This window comes from Escherichia sp. MOD1-EC7003 (assembly GCF_002965065.1).
Classification (GTDB): domain Bacteria; phylum Pseudomonadota; class Gammaproteobacteria; order Enterobacterales; family Enterobacteriaceae; genus Escherichia.
This window is the reverse complement of the sequence record NZ_PTRE01000066.1, coordinates 14,973-34,774: the sequence shown is the minus strand read 5'-3', so window position 1 is coordinate 34,774 and position 19,802 is coordinate 14,973. Positions and strand designations below refer to the sequence as shown.

Sequence of the window (19,802 nt, the reverse complement as noted above, 5' to 3'; positions counted from 1 at the left end):
ATGGACATTAGTATCGGAAACAGGAAAGGGAGGCGAAAGACGGTTTAAATGATGCGCTTACGCATCTTGCTTCGCCACGCTGACCATTTCAGGGAACTGGTCAATGACCTGATGGAAAGATTTCGAGCGAGTTACGCAATTATTATCAGCAAGATTACAGGTGAGTTCGGCATATTTTCCTTTCTCTCCCATTTTTTCGACAAATACGTTGGCAACTTCCGAGCCAGCCTGGAAGTTATTATGGGTAATTTGCACCAGTGCAACATCATCCACAGGTATTTCGCGATTAATTAATATAACGGGAATACCTGCTTTTTTTGCTTTTTCAATGGCTGCAACACTGGCAGTGGAGTCGGCATTATCTAAAATAATACCCTGAACTTTTTTACCAATTGCAGTATCGATCAGTTCATTCTGTTTTTTGACATCTTCACCATGAGAAAGAATGGTCGTTTTATATCCCAGTTGCTGGGCTTTTTCACTGGCACCTTTCGCTTCCGAGGCGTAATAAGGATTATCCAGTGAATTGACCATAATCATAATGGTTCCTTTTTCTACCGCATGAGCAGAAAAAGAAAGAGCAGTCAGGGTCGCAGCGGTTAACAGTGTTAAACGTAATTTCATGACAATGTTCTCTCTGTGTTGTTATTGTCGGGTACGGTGAAACGACGTAAAGCCTGAATTATTTATGGGCCGGTATTCTCCTTCCGTTGGTTAGTCTTGTTCGTCAAATTGACGATGCCGGTTTCCATAATGTTCTGTTTACCGCATGACGCCACTCCTGCCATCTCTTTTGCAGTCGCTGATGACGCGCCATGTCCGGTTTAAATTCACTGTGTTCAGTTAATAACGCTTTTAAATCTGCAACGGTACCGGGGATAAGCGCTTTGCGGGCGAGCAGGCCCGCACCAATGGCTGAAAGCTCTGGCACATCACTGCGCATCACCGGGCAACCCAGCAGATCCGCCTGATATTGCATCAACCAGTCATTTTTGGTCGGGCCGCCATCCACCATTAACGCCGATAAGTGAAAATCATCATGCTGTTGCATTGTCTCCACTACATCTGCAATTTGATAAGTGATTGATTCCATTGTGGCACGAATCAAATGCGCGCGCTTTACGCCACGGCTTAAGCCACACACCACGCCGCGAGCTCTGTCATCCCACCATGGCGCGCCCAGGCCAGTGAGAGCAGGAACAAAATAAACACCCATAGTCGAATCCACTGAGGCTGGCAGGGTATTCAGTTCGTGGGCCAGCTCCGCGTCTGTCAGTTCACTTAAACCGGTGCTGTCAGCCATCCATGCCACGGCATCGCCGGTGTGGGGGATATTTCCTTCCAGACCGTAAATAATATTTTCGCCGTCATGCCAGGCAATGGTTGTGGCAAGTGTGGCGATATCACACTGAACAGAGTTGACGGGGGCCATGACGGAAGAACCGGTCCCATAGGTCGCTTTCACACATCCCGCTTCTCCCAACGCATGACCAAAAAGAGCGGCGTGAGAATCGCCCACCATCGCCATGACGGGAATACCATCCGGAATTGTTTTAAGCCCTCGGGTATAACCGAACAGGCCACTGGAAGGTTTAATTTCTGGCAATGCAGAGCGTGGAATGTGAAACAACGCCAGCATTTCCTCATCCCACTCGCCTGTTTTCAGGTTAAGTAATTGAGTTCGCGCGGCGTTAGAGTAGTCGCAGCAAAATGAATCGCCAGCAGTCAAGTTCCATAGCAACCAGGCATCAATGGTGCCGAGACAAATTTCACCCTGGTCGGCAAGTTGCACACCCTCAGGTGTAGATTCCAGTAGCCAACGCATCTTGGACGCGGAAAATAGCGGGGCGATAGGAAGACCCGTAGTCGTTTTAATTTGCTGCTCTTTGCCCTCGCGACGCAGTGTTTCACAAAACTCTGCACTGCGCGTGCATTGCCAGGTAATCGCCGCATTGAGTGGTTTTCCACTCTGACGATACCAGCCGATAGCCGTTTCACGCTGATTACTGATAGCCAGAGCCGCTACATTTTCTGCCCCCACGTGGTTGATGGCCTGGGCAATAACATCAAGCGAGTCAGAGATTAACGCTTCCCCGGATTGCTCAACCCAGCCTTCACGTGGCGTCTGAATAGCCAGTGGTTGAGAAAACTTCGCCACCACGTTACCGAAACCATCAAGTGCGATGGCTTTTGCATTGGTGGTACCCTCATCCAACGCAACAACGAACTCTTTATTTCCTGCAAACATAGGTAGTCTCCTGAGTCACATTGCATCCTGGCGTGGAAGGAGATGAGGCGTTCCTCATGGTCACGTTATTACTTCATCAGGCCCTGCTGTGACATTCTGTGTTAAGGCTTGAATATATATTCGGTGTTGATTATTTATTTATACCTTAGCCAGATTATTCTTCCTGAGCTAGAGAAAAAATCATCAAATGTGCTGACTATCACACTTAGAAGTGTGGTGATGGGGTGAGAAAACCGCGAGAAACAGGATTGTTGAATCCTTTCAGTTTCTTGATATTAAACGCTTTTTAAGCAAGCGCCTTTGCGAGAAGATTTTTTCGCAAAGGCGGGCAGAAGAAAGGGAGAAGAGGATTAATCCGCAATCAGCATTCTGGCGGTGGGGAAATCAGTGATCAAAACATCGATATACCCACCCTGCATGGCACCTTTGATGGCGGCAACTTTGTCTTTGCCGCCCGCCAGCGCCACCACATTCGGGCATTTTTTGATTTTATCCAGTGCCATACCAATCACAGGATCTTCATCGTCCTGCAATACGGGCTGACCATGTTTATCGTAGTAGTGCAGGCAGATATCACCCACGGCACCGCGATCCGCCAGTACCTGTAACATATCCTCGTGATAATAGTTGCCCGAGGTTTTTAGTAATTGCGAGGGTTCAAGGATACCGATGCCGACAATGGCGATATCGACGTCGTCAAATCTGGCGATAACGTCAGCCACATCCTGGCTTGCCACCAGGCGTTTTTTCTCTTCTACCGAACCTTCAATGCTTTGAGAAGGAAGCAACCAGGCTTCGCAATTCAGATGCTGGGCCAGGGTCTGCGTCAAAATAGTTGCCTGTACATTGCCGTTTGGCCCCACACCGCCCAGCAGCTGAATAACGCCGCTGGCTTTTAAGTTTTGGGCGTGAACTTCATCGACCATCGCGCGAATCGTAGAACTCCACGAAGAGACGCCAATGAAATCTTTTGGTCTTAAACGCGTTTCCAGATAGTGCGCGGCGGCAGAGCCGATGGCGCGTTTAATGGTGTGATCACTGGCATCATCTTCGGTATCGACAACAATCGCTTGTTTAATGCCATAACGATCTTCAATGCCTTTTTCCAGATTGAGAAAGATGTTTGATGGCTGGACAACGCTGATTTTAACCACGCCTTCTTTCTGGCAACGGGTTAGCGCTCTGGAGATAAATGACTGAGAAAGCGAGAGAAGTTGGGCGATGTCAGACTGTTTTCGCCCCTCAAGATAGTAAAGAGTGGCGATCTTCACCAGTAGCCGCTGTTCATCCTGCTTAGCCATATATTTCCCCGTAAATCATTAACGTACCGCCTTATCTTAGAGGCTTTTATCATACGCGAAAAAAGAAGACAGTTAAGTGTGATGGAGTTCTAACTTTAACCAATCCTTAAAATCAGCGATGGACAAAAACAAAAAACAGGCGGCATAATTGAATAAAGAATCATTATTGAATATATATTCAAGATGATATCAGGTCAACTGATGATTATCCGGACACGTAACTGACGGTGTAAGGAGGCAGAATGTTCCTGAGTATGATGCAGCAGCGTAAGTCTTGCCGCGCAACGCCCTGGGATTTCTGGTTTTTTTAGTCCCTGGTGGAATAAATATTCCAGATTGAAAATAAATTCAGAGGTATTAAATGAATCCCTATAGCTATGATATCCAGACCCTTGAGCGCAAAGCGCGGGCGGTACGCCGCCATATCGTGCGCTTAAATGCCAATAGCCCGGCAGGTGGACACACCGGGGCCGATCTCTCTCAGGTTGAATTACTGACCGCACTCTATTTTCGTATTCTCAATGTCGCACCGGATCGCCTTAACGACGATGACCGGGATATATACATTCAGTCAAAAGGCCATGCTGTTGGATGTTACTACTGTGTGCTGGCGGAAGCAGGATTCTTCCCACTGGAATGGCTTTCCACTTATCAGCAGCCAAATTCGCACTTACCAGGCCATCCGGTTCGGCAAAAAACGCCAGGTATTGAACTGAATACCGGAGCGCTGGGGCATGGTTTCCCTGTGGCTGTAGGACTTGCGCTGGCAGCGAAAAAAAGTCAAAGCCGTCGTCGTATCTTCTTAATTACTGGCGATGGTGAGCTGGCTGAGGGCAGTAACTGGGAAGCTGCACTGGCTGCGGCGCATTACGGGCTTGATAACCTGGTCATTATTAATGACAAAAATAATCTGCAATTAGCCGGGCCGACGCGCGAAATTATGAACACCGATCCTCTGGCAGAAAAATGGCTGGCATTCGGTATGAAGGTTACTGAATGTCAGGGCAATGATATGGCTTCGGTTGTCGCGACGCTTGAAGGGCTTAAACAGGAAGGCAAACCGAATGTGGTGATTGCCCACACCACCAAAGGGGCCGGTATTTCCTTTATACAGGGGCGTGCGGAATGGCATCACCGGGTGCCGAAAGGCGATGAAATTGAACAGGCACTGGAGGAACTCAAAGATGCGTAACAGTGAACATCTGGCAAATGTGATGGTTCAGGCGTTTATCGATGCCGTAAATGAGGGGATCGATTTGGTGCCTGTGGTGGCTGATTCAACGTCTACGGCAAAAATTGCTCCCTTTATTAAGCAATTCCCTGACCGACTGGTGAATGTGGGTATTGCCGAACAGAGCATGGTTGGTACAGCTGCCGGGCTGGCGCTGGGCGGCAAGGTGGCTGTTACCTGCAATGCCGCGCCGTTTCTTATCGCTCGCGCTAACGAGCAAATCAAGGTTGATGTCTGCTACAACTTTACCAACGTAAAATTGTTCGGTCTGAATGCCGGGGCGAGTTATGGACCGCTGGCGAGCACGCATCATGCAATTGATGACATTGCGGTTATGCGTGGTTTCGGCAATATTCAGATCTTTGCCCCGTCTTCACCGCTGGAGTGCCGTCAGGTGATTGATTATGCCCTTCGCTATCAGGGGCCTGTTTATATCCGTATGGACGGTAAAGCCCTGCCGGAAATCCACGATGAGGACTACCGATTTGTACCTGGTGCCGTGGTGACTTTACGCGAGGGCAGCGAACTGGCGCTGGTAGGCACAGGTTCTACCGTTCATGAGGTGGTCGATGCCGCAGAACTTTTAGCTCAGTCTGGTATCGCGGCTACAGTTGTCAGCGTACCGTCGATTCGCCCATGCGACACCAAAGCATTACTGGCAGCGTTAAAAGGATGCAAAGCAGTGATGACGGTTGAAGAGCATAACGTCAATGGCGGCCTTGGCAGCCTGGTCGCGGAAGTGTTGGCAGAGGCCGGAGCGGGGATCACATTAAAACGCGCGGGCATTATGGATGGAGAATATGCTGCAGCGGCGGATCGTGGGTGGTTGCGTCAGCATCATGGCTTTGATGCTGCCGGAATTGCAGCTCAGGCACGGGAAATGCTTTGAATTACCTGCCAGGCAACCCGCATGCGGCAGTGTGCGGGTTGCCTGGCAGGCACAAGGTAATAACGTTATTACCCCTTACTAACCACTGCACGGTATGGTCACCCTCCGACCCACTTATCTTCATCTGTTGATGCTGACAATTTCTGATTTGGTAGCGCAGAAATCCTGCTTCAGTTTGTCTCTCCGATGCCTTAAATGCACTCTCTTTGGCGGAAAATGCCAGTGTCAGCGCCAGAGAAAAGGCTAAACCGCAGTCTGCGAGTCGCTCGTGTTCTGCTGGTGTAATAATGTTGTCTGTCAATTCGGTCGCTGTTTGCGCAGAAAAAATTTCTTCGATATCAATGCCAATTGGTTGACGAGATACCACGGCTAATGCCGTAGCCCCACAGTGACTAATGCTGCCGTATACCCCCGTAGGCCACACCGGCTGGCGTTGTTTGCCGATTGCGGGTACGCCTTTATAGCCATATTCCCGCAACGCATGAACAGCAGCGATCCGTCCGGCTAAATGCTCTGTTTTACGTTTACGTCCAGCGTGTTGCAGTTGTGCGTAGTGCGGCAGCCAGAGTAAATCTTGCTCACAAAAATTCGCCGGATCGAACTCAACAAAATGCAGCGTATGTCCGGCAAAGGGGAGGGCGGTATGCGTAGTTTTCATATCGACCATATTCGAGACTGATGACAAACGCAAAACTGCCTGATGCGCTACGCTTATCAGGCCTACATGGTCCTGCAATATATTGAATTGGCAAGATTTTTGTAGGCCGGATAAGGCGTTCACGCCGCATCCGGCATGAACGACGCGCACTTTGTCAACAATCTGACGTTAGCATCAGAAGTGAGTGTTTACGCTCATATACCACGTACGTCCCGGCTCGTTATAGGTATACGCCCCGGCACCTGCGATATAGTTGGTTCCTGCCAGATCGCCCGTGGTCTGGGCATTACCCGCACGCCACAAACGCTTGTCGAACAGGTTGTCTACGCCGCCGGTCAGACTGACATTTTTCGTCACATCCCAGGTCGCGCTCAGGCCCACAATGCTGTACGGACTGATTTCTTTGGTTTCCGGGCCAACCGCTGGCTGGCCTTTATAGTTGTACTTCTTCGGCTGCTGCTTGCCGTACCAGGTAAAGGTTGTTTGCATCGACAAATCTTCCCGTGCCTGCCAACTCAGCATTGAGTTCAACGTATATTCCGGGATGATCGACAAACGGTCGCCCGTGGTTTTGTTTTCACTCTTCAGCATATAAGTGATGTTGTTGGTCCACATTACCGTTTCGCTAACCGGCACATTTAACGATCCTTCCAGACCTTCAACCACCGCTTTCGGCACGTTATCCCACTGATAGAGATCGGTGCCGGCTGCGTTTTGCCCTACAGCCACATAGCCCGCTTCAATCTTATTGCGATAATCGTTACGGAACCAGGTGACGCCCGCCAGCCAGCCGTCGCGTTTGAACTCCAGACCAATCTCCTTGTTGATACTGGTTTCTGCTTTCAGATCATCATTACCTTGCAGATAGCAGCCGCCCGCGCTGGCATAGCAGCCCTGACCTTTACTGTAGAGAATGTAGTTCGGGTTAGTCTGGTACAGACTCGGTGCTTTATAGGCGCGGGCAATACCCATTTTCAGGGTGAAGTCATCGCCTAAACCTTGCGATACGTTCAGCGCCGGGCTCCAGTTATCACCGACAATACTGTGATGATCGAAACGCAGCCCCGGCGTGACGATGGTGCTGTCAGTCAGCTCCATATTGTTTTCCGCAAATAGCGAGAAAATTTCTGCTTTTGAATATGGGCTACGGTCAGTGGCACTCACACCATCAATAGCACCGCCGGTATTCGTCCCGGTCAGCGCCTGGGTATTGGAACTTAAATCCTTCATCCGCTGCTGATTCCACTCTGTACCCAGCGTCAGCGTCTGGTTAACGAGAAAATCAATCGGCAGGTTAACTTCACTGTGCAGCATCACGTCATCGAGATCGATATCGACGAAATCCTGTGTCGCTTTTTCGTTAAATTTCCCTTCGGTGCCGCCCGCCAGACCTTCCGGTATACGCGAGTTACGGGTGTGTTCATACTGCACCCAGTTGCTGGTGGTCACGCCGTTATCCCAGCCGCCGTTCCAGGTCAGCGAGTAGTTCTGGCGATACAGGCGGTTAGTTTCATCGCCATATTTCGAGCGGGTATAGGAATCGGAGTTGGTGTTCTGGGTATCGCCCGCATACAGGTTACCCTGGCGGCTGTAACCTGCTTCCAGTTCGAGTGATTGCAGAGGCGCGAAATCCCAACGAACTACGCCATTGATATCTTTGTTGATCACCCCTTCGCGCCCGGCGGGTAACGTCGTGGCATAGGTTCCGGTACGCGCGGACTGATGACCGTCGTTAATATCCCACGCGTCGGCCTGGGTTTTGTCGAGGTTGCCGAAAAGACGGAAACTGAAATCACCACCCAGAGGGCCGGTGAGGCTAAAGTTGGTGCGTTTGGTGGCACCTTCCTCTTTATGTTCCGGCGCGTTGAAATAGGCGTCCCACGAACCATGCCACTCACCGCTGCCTTTTTTGGTGATGATGTTAACCACGCCACCCGCCGCGCCATTGCCATAACGCGCAGCAGCCGGACCACGCAGCACTTCAATACGTTCAATCATTTCAGGCGGCACCCAGGATGTATCACCACGGGTATCGCGCTCGCCACGCCAGCCCTGACGTACAGAGTTACGGCTGCTGACCGGCTTGCCATCAATCAAAATCAGTGTGTTTTCCGGCCCCATGCCGCGAATATCAATCTGGCGGTTATTACCACGCTGACCACTGGTGGAGTTGCCGGTCAGGTTAACGCCTGGCATGGTACGGATGATCTCCGACACATCGCGGGCAACGGGGTTTTTGCGGATTTCATCTGCGGTGATGGTTGAAACGCCAGGCGCCTGCAAGTTCTGCTCCGCGGCGGTAACGACAATAGTATCGTCGTGTGAAACAGGAGTATCGGTTGGCTCTTGTGCCTGTGCTACCCCATAAATCCCCAGATTGACCAACAAGGCCAGGGAATGAATCTTCTTGTTCATTGTTTTATTCCTGCATTTTTGCCACGAATTGCAACTGTCGGGCATGGCCGTCATCAATACGACGCACCCCGCTACCGCGAGAACCTTTGATCCTGAAAGACACGCAGTGCAGTTGGTTAATAAATGTCTGCGCTTCCCACGGCGCGCCATTACGCTATTGCAAATGCAAATGGTTATCAATAATATTATAAATATAATTCTGCAATAAATAAAAATTTACACAGTAAACATGGGGTTATGGTGTGACGGCGTTAAAAGTAGGAAATGAGAGCTGGTGGCAGTCGAAACATGGCCCGGAATGGCAGCGTCTGGATGACGAAAATTTTGAGGTCACTTTCTGGTGGCGTGATCCGCAAGGTTCAGAAGAATACTCGACGATAAAGCGCGTATGGGTCTACATCACTGGTGTGACCGATCATCATCAGAACAGCCAGCCCCAGTCGATGCAGCGAATCGCTGGGACCAATGTCTGGCAGTGGACGACGCAACTCAATGCCAACTGGCGCGGCAGCTACTGTTTTATTCCCACCGAACGCGATGACATTTTTTCTGCACCATCACCCGATCGCCACGAATTGCGCGAAGGCTGGCGAAAACTATTACCCCAGGCGATAGCCGATCCGCTGAATCCACAAAGCTGGAAAGGCGGGAGAGGGCACACTGTTTCTGCACTCGAAATGCCGCAAGCGCCACCGCAACCGGGATGGGATTGTCCGCAAGCGCCAGAAACGCCGGCCAAAGAAATTATTTGGAAAAGTGAACGGTTGAGAAATTCACGCCGTGTGTGGGTTTTTACCACTGGCGATGCAACAGCAGAGGAACGCCCGCTGGCAGTTTTGCTCGATGGCGAATTTTGGGCACAGAGTATGCCCGTCTGGCCTGCGTTGACTTCGCTGACCCATCGTCAGCAACTTCCTCCCGCCGTGTATGTGTTGATCGACGCTATCGACACCACGCACCGCGCCCACGAACTGCCGTGTGATGCAGATTTCTGGCTGGCAGTTCAGCAAGAGTTACTGCCGTGGGTGAAAACGATCGCCCCCTTTAGCGATCGCGCCGATCGTACCGTGGTCGCAGGGCAGAGTTTTGGTGGACTTTCCGCACTGTATGCCGGACTGCACTGGCCTGAACGCTTTGGCTGTGTATTAAGTCAGTCAGGATCGTACTGGTGGCCGCATCGGGGCGGGCAGCAAGAGGGCGTGTTACTCGAGCAGCTTAAAGCTGGTGACGTTAGCGCCGAAGGTCTGCGCATTGTGCTGGAAGCGGGTATTCGCGAGCCGCTGATCATGCGGGCCAATCAGGCGCTGTATGCGCAATTACACCCCCTAAAAGAATCCATTTTCTGGCGTCAGGTTGACGGTGGACATGATGCGCTTTGTTGGCGCGGTGGCTTGATGCAGGGGCTAATCGACCTCTGGCAACCACTTTTCCATGACAGGAGTTGAATATGGCATTCAGTAATCCCTTCGATGATCCGCAGGGAGCGTTTTACATTTTGCGCAATGCGCAGGGGCAATTCAGTCTATGGCCGCACCAGTGCGCCTTACCGGCAGGCTGGGACATTGTGTGTCAGCCGCAGTCACAGGCGTCCTGCCAGCAGTGGCTGGAAGCCCACTGGTGTACTCTGACACCGACGAATTTCACCCAACTGCAGGAGGCGCAATGAGCCAGCATTTACCTTTGGTTGCTGCACAGCCCGGCATCTGGATGGCAGAAAAACTGTCGGATTTACCCTCCGCATGGAGCGTGGCGCATTACGTTGAGTTAACCGGAGATATTGATGCCCCTTTACTGGCCCGCGCAGTGGTTGCCGGATTAGCGCAAGCAGATACGCTGCGTATGCGTTTTACGGAAGATAACGGCGAAGTCTGGCAATGGGGCGATGATGCGCTGACGTTCGAACAGCCAGAAATTATCGACCTGCGTACTAACATTGATCCACACGGTACTGCGCAGGGATTAATGCAGGCAGATTTACAACAAGATCTGCGTGTCGATAGCGGTAAACCACTGGTCTTTCATCAGCTGATACAGGTGGGGGATAATCGCTGGTATTGGTATCAGCGTTACCACCATTTGCTGGTCGATGGCTTCAGTTTCCCAGCCATTACCCGCCAGATTGCCAACATTTACTGCGCATGGCTGCGTGGCGAACCAACGCCTGCTTCGCCGTTTACTCCTTTTGCTGATGTAGTGGAAGAGTACCTGCAATACCGCGAAAGCGAGGCCAGACAGCGTGATGCGGAATTCTGGGCAGAACAACGTCGTCAACTGCCACCGCCCGCGTCACTTTCTCCGGCCCCTTTACCGGGGCGCAGCGCCTCGGCAGATATTCTGCGCCTGAAACTGGAATTTACCGACGGGGAATTTCGTCAGTTGGCTACGCGCCTTTCAGGTGTACAACGTACCGATTTAGCCCTTGCGCTGGCAGCCTTGTGGCTGGGGCGATTGTGCAATCGCATGGACTACGCCGCCGGATTTATCTTTATGCGTCGACTGGGCTCGGCGGCGCTGACGGCTACCGGACCCGTGCTCAACGTTTTGCCGTTGGGTATTCACATTGAGGCACAAGAAACGCTGCCGGAACTGGCAACCCGACTGGCAGCACAACTGAAAAAAATGCGCCGCCATCAACGCTACGACGCCGAACAGATTGTTCGTGACAGCGGACGCGCGGCGGGAGAGGAACCGCTGTTCGGTCCGGTACTCAATATCAAGGTATTTGATTATCAACTGGATATTCCGGATGTTCAGGCGCAAACCCATACCCTGGCAACGGGGCCGGTTAATGACCTTGAACTGGCCCTGTTCCCGGATGAACACGGTGATTTGAGCATTGAGATCCTCGCCAATAAACAGCGTTACGATGAGCCAACGTTAATCCAGCATGCTGAACGCCTGAAAATGCTGATTGCGCAGTTTGCCGTTGATCCGGATCTGTTGTGTGGCGATGTCGATATTATGCTACCCGGTGAGTATGCGCAGCTGGCGCAAATCAACGCTACTCAGGTTGATATTCCAGAAACCACGCTGAGCGCGATGGTGGCAGAACAAGCGGCAAAAACACCGGATGCTCCGGCGCTGGTAGATGCGCGTTACCAGTTCAGCTATCGGGAAATGCGCGAGCAGGTGGTGGCGCTGGCGAATCTGCTGCGTGAGCGCGGCGTTAAACCGGGCGACAGTGTAGCGGTGGCGCTACCGCGCTCGGTCTTTTTGACTCTGGCGCTACATGCGATAGTTGAAGCCGGTGCGGCCTGGCTACCGCTGGATACGGGGTATCCGGACGATCGCCTGAAAATGATGCTGGAAGATGCGCGTCCGTCGCTGTTAATCACCACCGACGATCAACTGCCGCGCTTTGCTGATGTTCCAGATTTAACCAGCCTTTGCTATAACGCCCCGCTTACCGCACAGGGCAGTGCGCCGCTGCAACTTTCACAGCCGCACCACACGGCTTATATCATCTTTACCTCCGGCTCCACCGGCAGGCCGAAAGGCGTGATGGTTGGGCAGATGGCTATCGTTAACCGTCTGCTGTGGATGCAAAACCACTACCCGCTTACAGGCGAAGATGTCGTTGCCCAAAAAACACCGTGCAGTTTTGACGTCTCTGTGTGGGAGTTTTTCTGGCCGTTTATTGCCGGAGCGAAACTGGTGATGGCTGAACCGGAAGCGCACCGCGACCCGCTCGCTATGCAGCAATTCTTTGCCGAATATGGCGTAACGACCACGCATTTTGTTCCCTCAATGCTGGCGGCATTTGTTGCTTCATTAACGCCGCAAACCGTTCGCCAGCATTGTGCGACGCTAAAACAGGTTTTTTGTAGTGGTGAGGCCTTACCGACCGATTTATGCCGCGAATGGCAACAGTTAACCGGAGCACCGTTACATAATCTGTATGGCCCGACGGAAGCGGCGGTAGATGTCAGTTGGTATCCGGCTTTTGGCGAGGAACTGGCCCAGGTGCGCGGCAGCAGTGTGCCGATTGGTTATCCGGTGTGGAATACGGGCCTGCGCATTCTCGATGCGATGATGCATCCGGTGCCGCCGGGTGTGGCGGGCGATCTCTATCTCACCGGTATTCAACTGGCGCAGGGGTATCTTGGACGACCCGATCTGACCGCCAGCCGCTTTATTGCCGATCCTTTTGCCCCCGGTGAACGAATGTACCGTACCGGCGATGTGGCCCGCTGGCTGGATAACGGCGCGGTGGAATACCTCGGTCGTAGTGACGATCAGCTAAAAATTCGTGGTCAGCGAATTGAACTGGGTGAAATCGATCGCGTGATGCAGGCGCTGCCGGATGTCGAACAAGCCGTTACCCACGCCTGTGTGATTAACCAGGCGGCAGCCACTGGTGGTGATGCGCGTCAGCTGGTGGGGTATCTGGTGTCGCAATCGGGCCTGCCGCTGGATACCCGCGCATTACAGGCGCAGCTTCGCGAAACATTGCCACCGCATATGGTGCCCGTAGTTCTGCTGCAACTGTCGCAGTTACCTCTTAGCGCCAACGGTAAACTGGATCGCAAAGCCTTACCGTTGCCTGAACTGAAGGCCCACACGCCGGGGCGTGCGCCGAAAGCGGGCAGTGAAACGATTATCGCCGCGGCGTTCTCGTCGTTGCTGGGGTGTGACGTGCAGGATGCTGACGCTGATTTCTTCGCGCTCGGCGGTCATTCGCTACTGGCAATGAAACTGGCAGCGCAGTTAAGTCGACAGTTTGCCCGTCAGGTGACGCCGGGGCAGGTAATGGTCGCGTCAACCGTCGCCAAACTGGCAACGATTATTGATGGTGAAGAAGACAGCTCCCGGCGCATGGGATTCGAAACCATTCTGCCGTTGCGTGAAGGCTCTGGCCCGACGTTGTTCTGTTTCCATCCGGCATCCGGTTTTGCCTGGCAGTTTAGTGTGCTCTCGCGTTATCTCGATCCACAGTGGTCGATTATCGGCATTCAGTCGCCGCGCCCTCATGGCCCCATGCAGACGGCGGCAAGTCTGGATGAAGTCTGCGAAGCGCATCTTGCAACGTTACTTGAGCAACAACCGCACGGCCCTTATTACCTGCTGGGGTATTCACTTGGCGGTACGCTGGCGCAGGGCATTGCGGCGCGGCTGCGTGCCCGTGGCGAACAGGTGGCATTTCTTGGCTTGCTGGATACCTGGCCGCCAGAAACGCAAAACTGGCAGGAAAAAGAGGCTAATGGTCTGGACCCGGAAGTGCTGGCAGAGATTAACCGCGAACGCGACGCCTTCCTGGCGGCACAGCAGGGAAGTACTTCAACGGAGTTGTTTACCACCATTGAAGGCAACTACGCTGATGCAGTGCGCCTGCTGACCACTGCTCATAGTGTACCGTTTGACGGAAAAGCGACGCTATTTGTTGCTGAACGTACACTTCAGGAAGGTATGAGTCCCGCACGCGCCTGGTCGCCGTGGATTGCGGAGCTGGATATCTATCGTCAGGATTGTGCTCATGTGGATATTATCTCTCCAGGAGCGTTTGAAAAAATTGGCCCCATTATTCGTGCAACGCTAAATAAGTAAATTAATATTTTCTATAAAGCCATAATTACAGTAAATGATTATGGCTTTATTATTTGTTTAATTTATGAATAAAGCGGGTATTTCTCTGAAATAGAGTGAATGTTTCATTCAGTGGAAGGAATTTACAAACTTCAGCTTCGGATAATTCTCACCAACTGGTAAAGTGAGCGCCGTGGAGATTTCCCCCCTATTGGACTCATTTTCAGGTTATACCCCATGTCATCACTGAATATTAAACAGGGAAGTGACGCTCATTTTCCCGAGTATCCTCTGGCGTCGACCAGTAATAATGAAATTGATTTACTTAATCTAATCGAAGTTTTATGGCGGGCAAAAAAAACGGTCATGGCGGTCGTTTTTGCGTTTGCCTGCGCAGGCTTGCTGATCTCTTTCATCCTGCCGCAAAAATGGACCAGCGCGGCGGTTGTCACGCCTCCAGAACCTGTTCAGTGGCAAGAGCTGGAGAAAACATTCACTAAGCTTCGTGTGCTGGATCTGGATATCAAAATTGATCGTACAGAAGCATTTAACCTGTTTATCAAGAAGTTTCAGTCGGTTAGCTTGCTGGAAGAGTACCTGCGTTCATCACCTTATGTGATGGATCAATTAAAAGAAGCGAAAATCGACCCACTGGATTTGCATCGCGCTATTGTTGCATTGAGCGAAAAAATGAAAGCGGTTGATGACAATGCCAGTAAGAAAAAAGATGAGTCTGCATTGTATACTTCCTGGACGCTAAGTTTCACCGCACCCACCAGTGAAGAGGCACAGAAAGTGTTGGCCGGGTATATCGATTACATTTCTGCGTTGGTGGTGAAAGAGTCGCTAGAAAACGTCCGTAATAAACTGGAAATCAAAACCCAGTTTGAAAAAGAAAAACTGGCTCAGGATCGCATTAAAACGAAAAATCAACTTGATGCAAACATTCAACGTCTTAATTATTCACTTGACATTGCCAACGCGGCAGGAATTAAAAAGTCCGTATACAGTAATGGTCAGGCCGTTAAAGATGACCCCGATTTCTCTATTTCTCTCGGTGCAGACGGTATTGAACGTAAACTGGAAATTGAAAAAGCGGTCACTGACGTTGCGGAACTGAACGGTGAATTACGTAATCGTCAGTATCTTGTCGAGCAACTGACAAAAGTAAATATCAACGATGTGAATTTTTCGCCGTTTAAATATCAGTTAAGCCCGTCATTACCCGTAAAAAAAGACGGTCCGGGTAAGGCGATTATTGTGATCCTTTCTGCGTTGATCGGCGGGATGGTGGCTTGTGGTGGCGTCCTGTTGCGCCATGCGATGGCATCCAGAAAACAGGATGCCATGATGGCAGACCACTTAGTTTAAATCTTTGCGGTTGAAGGTGCCGTTCGTCCGAGCGGCACCACGAGCGGCGTTCCTGCTACTGGATCGTCAATAATCATGCAGCGCAGACCATAAATGAGCTCAATCAGTTCAGCTGTGACAATCTCCTTCGGCTCTCCCTGAGCAACAATTTTCCCTTCCCGCAATGCAATCAAATGGCTGGCGTAACGACAGGCTTGATTAAGATCGTGCAGCACTGCCGCCAGGGTATAGCCTTTCTCGCGATTCAGTTCGCTTAACAGTTCCAGCAAATCAATCTGATGACTGATATCCAGCCAGGTGGTGGGTTCGTCGAGCAGCATTATCGCCGTTTCCTGGGCCAGCACCATCGCGATCCATGCTCGCTGGCGTTGTCCACCGGAGAGGGTATCCACGCTTTGAGCAGCCAGATGAGTTATTCCCGTGGCCTGCATCGCTTTCGTTACCGCTTCTTCATCTTCTTTGCGCCAGCGGGTAAACAGCGGTTGATGCGGATAACGCCCACGCGCTACCAGTTCCTGCACGGTGATATCTCCCGGTGTGGTAGCATTTTGCGCCAGTAGACCAATCCGGCGGGCAACCTCTTTACTGGCGTAATGTTGAATGTGCTCGCCATCCAGCCAGACATGTCCGTGAGCAGGCGTCATCAGGCGGCTTAAGGTACGCAGTAACGTCGATTTACCGCAGCCATTTGGCCCGATAATTGCTGTGAAGTGGCCATCAGGAATTTCTACAGTCAGATTTTCCGCAACAGTATATTTGCCATATCCGAGGGTTAACTGTTCGCCGCGCAAACGGGCTACTGATTCGGTCATTTTTTGCGAGACTCCTGAATTAACAAGACGATAAGGTAAATACCGCCGAGGCTGACGGTAACGACGCCAACCGGAAGTTGATACGGCATAAATAGTTGCTGGGCGCAGAGATCGGCTGCCAGTAGTAACAGAGCACCGCACAGCGCCGCCTGGGTCAGCCCCCAGCGAGCGGTGCCGCTAATGCGTCTGGCAATATGTGGCGCGACTAAAGCAATAAAGGAAATCGGCCCAGCAAGAGCTGTGGCAGCTGCGGTAAGTACCACAGCGACCAGCATCATTAACAGACGCGAGCGTTCGACGCTGACGCCCAGCGCACACGCGGTATCATCGCCCATTTCAAGCAAGCGCATCCGGCGTACCAGTAAAGCGGCGGCAATTAGCATCAATATCATGATGGGTGAGGAGGGCGAGGTTTTTGCCCACGTCAGGCCGTTGAGCGATCCGGCATTCCATAATCCTGCGGTTAGCGCCGTTTCTAAAGACGCTTTTAGCAACAGCCAGGTATTAAAAGCCACCAGCATGGCGCGAACGCCGATGCCGATAATAATCAACCGAAAGGTGTCGATACCGTTACGCCAGGCAAGTAGCCAGACCAGCAGCGAAGTGACAATGCCGCCCGCCATTGCTGCCAGCGCGATAGCCGTCAGGTCCTGACCAAACAGCACCATCGCCACCAGCACGCCGCTCCATGCTCCGGTGTTAAAGCCCATTACGTCAGGGCTACCGAGCGGGTTACGCATCAGCGACTGAAAAATCGCGCCGCTGACGCCCAGCGCCGCGCCAATCAACAGCGCCATCAGTACCCGCGGTAAACGCCATTCGGTGACTACCATCGTCATACTGCGCGGCGCATCGCCCATCAGTGCGGCGAATACTTGCGAGGTTTCCAGCGTGACGGCACCGCTGCGTAATCCCCAGATACCAGCAACCACACAGGCGGTAATTAGCAGCAAACAGGTGATGATTAATCGGCGAGAGACGTAAATCATGCGCCACCTCGCGTTTTACGTCGCACGAGGAAGATCAACACCGGCGCACCAATAAACGCACTGACCACGGAAACGCGTAGCTCGCCGGGCACAATCACCCGCCCGATGATATCGGCAAACAGCAGCAGGGCAGGGGTAGCGAGTAGCGTAACGGGCAGCGACCAGCGATGATCGGCACCGACCAGCCAGCGCGCCATATGCGGCATCATCAGGCCAATAAAGGCAATCGGGCCAACTACCGCTGTCGCACTACCACAAAGCACGGTAATCGCCAGCAGACCAATCAGCTGTGTGCGTGCCACGCGGCTGCCCAGCGCCGTCGCGGTGTCACTGCCGAGGCTTAAACTGTTCAGCGCACGGCTCAGTAATAGCGCAGTTACTCCGGCGATCAGCACCGGGATCAGCACCACTTTTAAGGTGTGTAAATTACGAATATCCAGCGAACCGGCTTGCCAGAAACGCAGTTGATCGTAGACGTCAGGATTAAGCAGGGCGATGCCGCTGGTCAGCCCTTCCAGCACCGCCGCCAGCGCCACGCCCGCCAGGGTTAAACGCACCGGACTTAACTGCCCGCCGCCCTGGCTGCCGGTAAAGGCAACAATCAACGAGGCCACCAGCGCCCCGGCGAAGGCCATCGCCAGTTGTTCCTGCGCGGATGAGTAACCAAACAGCGCCGCGCCGAGCACAATGGCAAAGCTGGCACCGGCATTCACCCCAAGCAAACCGGGATCGGCAAGTGGGTTTCGGGTGAGGGTTTGCATTAACGCCCCGGCAAGACCAAGCGCGCCGCCAGCCAGTAAACCGGCAAGGGTGCGCGGTAATCGGGCGTCGAGCACGATGGTGCAGTCGGCACTCTGGCAGCTGCCGGAGAAGGCCTCCAGCACTACGGAAGCGGGGAGTGATTTTGCCCCAATGAGCAGGCTTAATGCCGTCGCGATAATCAGTAATAACAGCAATCCGGGCACGGCAATGGTGCGTGTCACGGCAACAGAACCAGACATACTAACTTCCATGATAATGAAATTAATTATCGTTATCGATCTTATTTGGATATGTTAGCATGTGCAGCCTAAGAATAGGTATTTAAAATATTTAATGGCAAGGCGTTGTAATGAATAAACAATCCTGGCTGCTTAACCTCAGCCTGTTGAAAACGCACCCGGCGTTTCGCGCAGTATTCCTCGCGCGTTTTATCTCTATTGTTTCTCTGGGGTTGCTTGGCGTTGCGGTGCCGGTGCAGATCCAGATGATGACGCAGTCCACCTGGCAGGTGGGGCTTTCCGTGACGCTTACCGGCAGTGCGATGTTTGTTGGCCTGATGGTTGGCGGCGTGCTGGCAGATCGCTATGAGCGCAAAAAAGTGATTTTGCTGGCGCGCGGCACCTGTGGCATTGGTTTTATTGGCCTGTGCCTGAACGCGCTGCTGCCGGAGCCATCTCTATTGGCAATCTATTTACTTGGTTTATGGGATGGTTTTTTCGCATCACTTGGCGTTACGGCGCTACTGGCAGCAACTCCGGCATTGGTAGGGCGTGAAAATTTAATGCAGGCCGGGGCGATCACCATGTTGACTGTGCGGCTGGGATCGGTGATTTCGCCCATGATTGGCGGTTTATTGCTGGCAACCGGCGGCGTCGCCTGGAATTACGGACTGGCGGCGGCGGGCACGTTTATTACCTTGCTGCCGTTGTTGAGTCTTCCGGCGCTGCCACCACCGCCGCAGCCGCGTGAGCATCCGTTGAAATCATTACTGGCAGGATTTCGTTTTTTGCTCGCCAGCCCGCTGGTGGGCGGCATTGCGCTGCTGGGGGGGTTATTGACGATGGCGAGCGCGGTACGGGTACTTTATCCGGCGCTGGCTGCCAACTGGCAGATGTCGGCGGCACAGATTGGTTTTCTCTATGCGGCGATCCCGCTCGGTGCCGCTATTGGCGCATTAACCAGCGGGAAACTGGCGCATAACCCGCGACCAGGTTTATTGATGCTGCTCTCCACGCTGGGATCGTTCCTCGCCATTGGTTTGTTTGGCCTGATGCCAATGTGGATTTTAGGCGTGGTTTGTCTGGCGCTGTTCGGCTGGCTGAGCGCGGTTAGTTCGTTGCTGCAATACACGATGCTGCAAACGCAAACCCCGGAGGCGATGTTAGGACGGATTAACGGTTTGTGGACAGCACAAAACGTGACGGGTGATGCCATAGGCGCGGCGTTGCTGGGCGGTCTGGGGGCGATGATGACGCCAGTGGCTTCCGCAAGCGCGAGCGGGTTTGGTTTGTTGATTATCGGCGTGTTGTTGTTGATGATGCTGGTGGAGTTGCGCCGTTTTCGCCAGACGCCACCGCAGGCGGCAGCGTCTGAAAGTTAATAA

At 52.5% G+C, this 19,802-nt stretch carries 14 protein-coding genes and 1 pseudogene; 7 read left to right on the top strand and 8 right to left on the bottom strand.

The genetic code is table 11. From position 1 onward, the window contains the following. Positions 1-60: 60 nt before the first annotated feature. From A7090_RS12530 to A7090_RS12520, 3 genes and pseudogenes are all read right to left on the bottom strand, one after another. Positions 61-624 (bottom strand): annotated as a pseudogene (locus A7090_RS12530) (substrate-binding domain-containing protein); the annotation flags it as partial. Between the two features lie 103 nt (positions 625-727). After that, positions 728-2,248: an FGGY family carbohydrate kinase gene (locus tag A7090_RS12525; protein ID WP_105274268.1), complete on the bottom strand. Its 1,521-nt coding sequence runs from the start codon at positions 2,246-2,248 to the stop codon at positions 728-730. Between the two features lie 350 nt (positions 2,249-2,598). Next, positions 2,599-3,549: a sugar-binding transcriptional regulator gene (locus A7090_RS12520; protein ID WP_001607004.1), complete on the bottom strand. Its 951-nt coding sequence runs from the start codon at positions 3,547-3,549 to the stop codon at positions 2,599-2,601. A gap of 361 nt (positions 3,550-3,910) precedes the next feature. Between A7090_RS12520 and A7090_RS12515 the strand changes: the two genes are divergently transcribed. Together A7090_RS12515 and A7090_RS12510 are read left to right on the top strand one after the other, a co-directional pair. After that, entirely contained in the window at positions 3,911-4,741 is an 831-nt protein-coding gene (locus A7090_RS12515) for a transketolase (RefSeq protein WP_104918519.1), read from the top strand. Next, positions 4,734-5,669 (top strand): transketolase family protein, encoded by a 936-nt coding sequence (locus A7090_RS12510; RefSeq protein ID WP_105274267.1) that lies wholly within the window; start codon positions 4,734-4,736, stop codon positions 5,667-5,669. The genes A7090_RS12515 and A7090_RS12510 overlap by 8 nt, the downstream gene beginning before the upstream one ends. Position 5,670: 1 nt before the next feature. On the opposite strand, the gene entD is transcribed toward A7090_RS12510, so the two are convergent. Both entD and fepA read right to left on the bottom strand, forming a co-directional pair. Next, positions 5,671-6,327 (bottom strand): enterobactin synthase subunit EntD, encoded by a 657-nt coding sequence (gene entD, locus A7090_RS12505; protein ID WP_105274270.1) that lies wholly within the window; start codon positions 6,325-6,327, stop codon positions 5,671-5,673. A gap of 174 nt (positions 6,328-6,501) precedes the next feature. Beyond that, positions 6,502-8,742 (bottom strand): siderophore enterobactin receptor FepA, encoded by a 2,241-nt coding sequence (fepA, locus tag A7090_RS12500; RefSeq protein ID WP_105274266.1) that lies wholly within the window; start codon positions 8,740-8,742, stop codon positions 6,502-6,504. A gap of 242 nt (positions 8,743-8,984) precedes the next feature. On the opposite strand from fepA, the gene fes reads away from it, so the two are divergent. The 4 genes from fes (at position 8,985) to wzz(fepE) (ending at position 15,636) form a co-directional block, all read left to right on the top strand. Further along, a complete protein-coding gene (fes, locus tag A7090_RS12490) occupies positions 8,985-10,187 on the top strand; it encodes an enterochelin esterase (RefSeq protein WP_105274264.1) in 1,203 nt (400 codons plus the stop codon). 2 nt (positions 10,188-10,189) lie between these two features. Then, positions 10,190-10,408 carry an enterobactin biosynthesis protein YbdZ gene (gene ybdZ / locus A7090_RS12485; protein ID WP_105274263.1) on the top strand — a complete coding sequence of 73 codons (219 nt, stop codon included), beginning with the start codon at positions 10,190-10,192 and terminating at the stop codon, positions 10,406-10,408. Next, entirely contained in the window at positions 10,405-14,286 is a 3,882-nt protein-coding gene (entF, locus tag A7090_RS12480; RefSeq protein WP_105274262.1) for an enterobactin non-ribosomal peptide synthetase EntF, read from the top strand. Before ybdZ ends, entF begins: the two co-directional genes overlap by 4 nt. Positions 14,287-14,502: 216 nt before the next feature. Continuing rightward, entirely contained in the window at positions 14,503-15,636 is a 1,134-nt protein-coding gene (gene wzz(fepE), locus A7090_RS12475; protein ID WP_105274261.1) for an LPS O-antigen length regulator Wzz(fepE), read from the top strand. On the opposite strand, the gene fepC is transcribed toward wzz(fepE), so the two are convergent. From fepC to fepD, 3 genes are read right to left on the bottom strand one after another with little or no spacing between them, the layout of a single operon-like run. After that, positions 15,633-16,448 (bottom strand): iron-enterobactin ABC transporter ATP-binding protein, encoded by an 816-nt coding sequence (gene fepC, locus A7090_RS12470; RefSeq protein ID WP_105274260.1) that lies wholly within the window; start codon positions 16,446-16,448, stop codon positions 15,633-15,635. The two genes, wzz(fepE) and fepC, sit on opposite strands and share 4 nt — an antisense overlap. Continuing rightward, positions 16,445-17,437, bottom strand: a complete 993-nt coding sequence (fepG, locus tag A7090_RS12465; RefSeq protein ID WP_105274259.1) for an iron-enterobactin ABC transporter permease — start codon at positions 17,435-17,437, stop codon at positions 16,445-16,447. Before fepG ends, fepC begins: the two co-directional genes overlap by 4 nt. Then, positions 17,434-18,438, bottom strand: a complete 1,005-nt coding sequence (fepD, locus tag A7090_RS12460) for a Fe(3+)-siderophore ABC transporter permease (RefSeq protein ID WP_105274258.1) — start codon at positions 18,436-18,438, stop codon at positions 17,434-17,436. Before fepD ends, fepG begins: the two co-directional genes overlap by 4 nt. A gap of 110 nt (positions 18,439-18,548) precedes the next feature. On the opposite strand from fepD, the gene entS reads away from it, so the two are divergent. Continuing rightward, positions 18,549-19,799 carry an enterobactin transporter EntS gene (gene entS, locus A7090_RS12455; protein WP_105274257.1) on the top strand — a complete coding sequence of 417 codons (1,251 nt, stop codon included), beginning with the start codon at positions 18,549-18,551 and terminating at the stop codon, positions 19,797-19,799. The last annotated feature ends 3 nt before the right edge of the window (positions 19,800-19,802 follow it).

Bases quoted from the DNA above. Each gene is read 5' to 3' on its own strand.
- A7090_RS12525 (WP_105274268.1), bottom strand. From the start codon at position 2,248: ATGTTTGCAGGAAATAAAGAGTTCGTTGTTGCGTTGGATGAGGGTACC.
- A7090_RS12520 (WP_001607004.1), bottom strand. From the start codon at position 3,549: ATGGCTAAGCAGGATGAACAGCGGCTACTGGTGAAGATCGCCACTCTT.
- A7090_RS12515 (WP_104918519.1), top strand. From the start codon at position 3,911: ATGAATCCCTATAGCTATGATATCCAGACCCTTGAGCGCAAAGCGCGG.
- A7090_RS12510 (WP_105274267.1), top strand. From the start codon at position 4,734: ATGCGTAACAGTGAACATCTGGCAAATGTGATGGTTCAGGCGTTTATC.
- entD (WP_105274270.1), bottom strand. From the start codon at position 6,327: ATGAAAACTACGCATACCGCCCTCCCCTTTGCCGGACATACGCTGCAT.
- fepA (WP_105274266.1), bottom strand. From the start codon at position 8,742: ATGAACAAGAAGATTCATTCCCTGGCCTTGTTGGTCAATCTGGGGATT.
- ybdZ (WP_105274263.1), top strand. From the start codon at position 10,190: ATGGCATTCAGTAATCCCTTCGATGATCCGCAGGGAGCGTTTTACATT.
- entF (WP_105274262.1), top strand. From the start codon at position 10,405: ATGAGCCAGCATTTACCTTTGGTTGCTGCACAGCCCGGCATCTGGATG.
- fepC (WP_105274260.1), bottom strand. From the start codon at position 16,448: ATGACCGAATCAGTAGCCCGTTTGCGCGGCGAACAGTTAACCCTCGGA.
- fepG (WP_105274259.1), bottom strand. From the start codon at position 17,437: ATGATTTACGTCTCTCGCCGATTAATCATCACCTGTTTGCTGCTAATT.
- fepD (WP_105274258.1), bottom strand. From the start codon at position 18,438: ATGTCTGGTTCTGTTGCCGTGACACGCACCATTGCCGTGCCCGGATTG.
- entS (WP_105274257.1), top strand. From the start codon at position 18,549: ATGAATAAACAATCCTGGCTGCTTAACCTCAGCCTGTTGAAAACGCAC.